We start from the raw sequence: 3,770 nt of genomic DNA on the forward strand, positions 1-3,770 counted from the left end.
GCCCCCTGCTCCTCTGCTCCCTTATCCCCCTCACCTTCTTGTCCATAGTTCACTCTGTCGCCCTGGCGCGGATTAACAAATCTACTGCGCCATGTTTCAATAAAATGGTTCAGTTAAGCAAATTTATCTGTTAATTTATCTGTTAAGGCAGGGGAAGCACGGGGAGAGAAAAAAACTTAACTGAACTGTATTGGGTTTCAAAAAACTCTACTACGGTTTGAATTTTTCCTGAGTATTCTTGAGATGCACGATGCTGTATTGATTGAGATAGCTGGATTAGCCTCGGATTTTGCGCCAGTCCAAACAGATAATCAATTCCAATTTGAGATTCACACCATGACATGATAAGTAGGTCGGCGTAAATAATTCTTGTTGGAATAACGCAGGGGGCAGTTCTTGCTGGGAGCAGGGGGAGAAAGAGTTTGAGCCTTATTTACTTTTCTTCACACAGTTTGGTTTTATTGCACCGACTTACTTATCTTCTCTGGAATAAACGCTCTTCAACCACCCCATGCGATCGCACCTCCACGCTCAGATTGTTTCACAACTGGATAGGCGATGTCTACGACGGGCTATGCCTACGCGCAATTTTGAGCCAACAGACAAGATTTGCGATCGTTATTTAACAAGGTAAGCACTTTGGTTAACAAGTCAAGCACTTTGTTTAACAAGGTAAGTACTTTGGTTAACAAGCCAAGCACTTTGTTTAACAAGGCAAGCACTTTGGTTAACAAGGCAAGTACTTTGGTTAACAAGGCAAGCACTTTGTTTAACAAGGTAAGTACTTTGGTTAACAAGGCAAGTACTTTGGTTAACAAGGTAAAAACTTTGGTTAACAAAACAAGTTATTTATCGGTAATTACTTAACTAATAATTCAATTTTTTTCCAAAAAGATGCCTAATTTTGGCTATTTTCACTGAACCAATTCCTTGTCTTGTTGAGAGACGCTAGAAGTATAAAGTTAAGTAAAAGGTGTGCGTTGATGCCACGCAAAAAAAGAACTTCTTCCGTACTAGAAAAAACAGAACAGCAGACAATCGGGTTTCAATCAATTGATCCTGTCCTCGATTTTGGTGATTCCATCAGTTTGCAGCATTTGACTGAGTTAACTGGGGAACTACGCAACGAACTCAATCAATATAATAAGATGTTAAACACTCTTGACTCGGCAAAAGAAAAAATAGAAATTTTGGAAAAGAGCATTCGTGAAACCTCAGAACGCTTAGTTAGTGGTGTAGCAACGAAGTATGGCAAAGACAGCCGGGAATATGAACTAGCAGGTGCGGTACGGAAAAGCGATCGCGTTCGTAAAGCTATAATCACGCGGTTAAAATCAAATACAGAAGCAAAAGCTGCTGCTACAGAGACGGCGTAACAGGCGAATCCTTGCTGTATGCAGATAAAAAAGAAAAAATTTGCTGATAATGGTTTGAAATGACAGGTAGAGCATGAAAACAAAAATAGAGACGTTGTATGCAACGTCTCTACAATGTATCAGCACCATGCACAAGGTTTGAGTTTTATTACCTAGCATATTGGTACAATTTTGTAGAAAATATTAAATTTTCTAACATTAACTTAATCAAATTTGAACTTCACATAAGTTCAGTAAAAAATGGAAATGTCCCCTTGCATTTATAGATGTAGGTGTCTAAACGTTCCTCGAAGCAGCAATCGCAATCTGGCGTGAAAAAATCTCAACATCAACGACGAACTCAGAAGCGTCTGATTCAAACTTTATTTAAGAACGCCCATGATGCGATCGCTCTGATTGACGATCGCTTATGTTTCGTGGATATGAATATTGCTGCTTGTGATTTACTCGGTCTACCGCGTCAGCAACTCAAAGGGCAAGCTTTAGCTAATTTCATCACTGCGGAATTTGCTCGTCAACCCAACTCTCTTAGTTTTCCACCAGGACAATCATTGACGGGGGAACTGTTAGTTTCATCTTCTGCCCAGAATCAGCGAGAGATGGAGTATACCTTAATACCTAACGTACTTCCCCACTGTCATCTGCTGCTATTACGAGACATTAGTCAGCGCCGGGAATCAATACAGGCGGAATTACGACAGCAACAGCAACGGGTAGAACTGTTTTCAGAAGTGACGCTGAAAATTCGCCAGTCGTTACAGCTAAAGGAAATTCTGCATACCACCGTCACAGAAGTGCAACGGATTCTGCAAGCCGATCGCGTGCTAATTTATCAGGTATTGCCGGATGGTACAGGAAAAACCATCAGCGAAGCAGTTTTACCAGATTATCCCACATTGATGGATCTAGAATTTCCTGAAGAAGTTTTTCCCCAAGAGTATCAACAACTGTATGCTCACGGACGGGTGCGTGCAACCGTAGATGTACACGATCCGGCGGCTGGCTTGGCAGATTGTTTGGTGGAATTTGTCGAGCAATTCCAGGTCAAAGCCAAATTAATTGTACCGATTGTGCAAAACCTCAATGCCCAGTCACAGAATCACCTTTGGGGTTTGTTAATCGCGCACCAATGCGACAGCGTTCGCCATTGGGTAGATTTTGAGTTGGAATTGATGCAACAACTCGCCGATCAAATCAGTATTGCTTTATCTCAAGCCCAACTACTGGAACGCTTAGAAGAGCTTGTAGCAGATCGCACCGCAGAATTGCAAGAGGAAATTAATGTGCGGATGCAGGCGGAAGCGGCGTTGCGACAGAGTGAGGAGCAATTGCGCTTAATTACCAATGCGCTGCCAGTACTGATCGCCTATGTGGACGCTCAACAACAATATCGCTTTAATAATCAAGCATATCAGGATTGGCTGGGACAATCTCCGAAAGAAATTTATGGTTCCCATCTGCGTCAGGTTTGGGGAGAAGATTGCTACCAAAGAATGCAAGTTTATGTAAAAACAGCTTTATCTGGGCAAGCCGTCAACTATGAAAATGATATTCTTTTAAAAGATGGGAGTTGGCGATCGGTTGATGTAACTTACATCCCTGATGTAGATGACCAGAACACGGTGAAGGGATTTTTCGCCTTGAGTAGTGATATTAGCGATCGCAAAGCCATTGAAAGGATGAAAGATGAATTCATTTCTGTAATTAGTCATGAATTGCGGACTCCCCTAACTTCGTTGCATAGTGCCCTGAAAATCTTAGCTACAGGGCGATTGGGCAGTCTCTCGACCGAAGGACAACAAATGCTAGGAATTGCCGATGACAGTACCGAACGGTTAGTGCGTTTAGTCAACAACGTCCTAGATTTACAGCGAATTGAGTCTGGCAAAGTCATCATGGAGTACCAAGCCTGTAATGCTGCTAATTTGATGATCCAAGCAGCAGAGGCAATGCAAGCAATGGCACAGCAGCATGAAATCACTCTGGTCAAACAACCACAAGATATCTCAGTGTGGGCAGATGCAGATTATATTTTGCAAGCTTTAACCAATTTACTCAGTAATGCCATCAAGTTTTCATCACCTGGGGGGACTGTTTGGCTAACCGTAGAACAAGAGCAAGGTTCCCCAAACCTTCCCAGAGAATTAGTGTTTCGGGTGCGAGACGAAGGGCAAGGCATTCCTGCTGACCAACTCGAACGGATCTTTGAACGGTTTCAACAAGTAGATTCATCAGATTCCCGCAAAAAAGGTGGTACTGGTTTAGGGCTAACCATCTGTCGCAAAATTATTGAACAACACAACGGTAGAATTTGGGCTGAGAGTACTCCAGGATGTGGAAGCACCTTTGCATTCACATTACCTACCCTTGAGTGGGTCAATGAAGAAGCAGGGG

3 protein-coding genes are annotated in these 3,770 nt (G+C 42.6%); all 3 read left to right on the forward strand.

Features of this window, described 5'->3' with window-relative positions:
- The first annotated feature begins 422 nt into the window (after positions 1-422).
- A complete protein-coding gene (locus ACFE90_RS37015; protein ID WP_375507213.1) occupies positions 423-626 on the forward strand; it encodes a hypothetical protein in 204 nt (67 codons plus the stop codon).
- A gap of 357 nt (positions 627-983) precedes the next feature.
- Complete coding sequence (locus tag ACFE90_RS37020; protein ID WP_375507214.1) at positions 984-1,376, forward strand: hypothetical protein; 393 nt, start codon at positions 984-986, stop codon at positions 1,374-1,376.
- 311 nt (positions 1,377-1,687) lie between these two features.
- The coding region (locus ACFE90_RS37025; protein WP_375507215.1) for an ATP-binding protein at positions 1,688-3,770 on the forward strand (2,083 nt) is incomplete at its 3' end.

Source organism: uncultured Nostoc sp. (assembly GCF_964245445.1).
Classification (GTDB): Bacteria; Cyanobacteriota; Cyanobacteriia; order Cyanobacteriales; family Nostocaceae; genus Nostoc.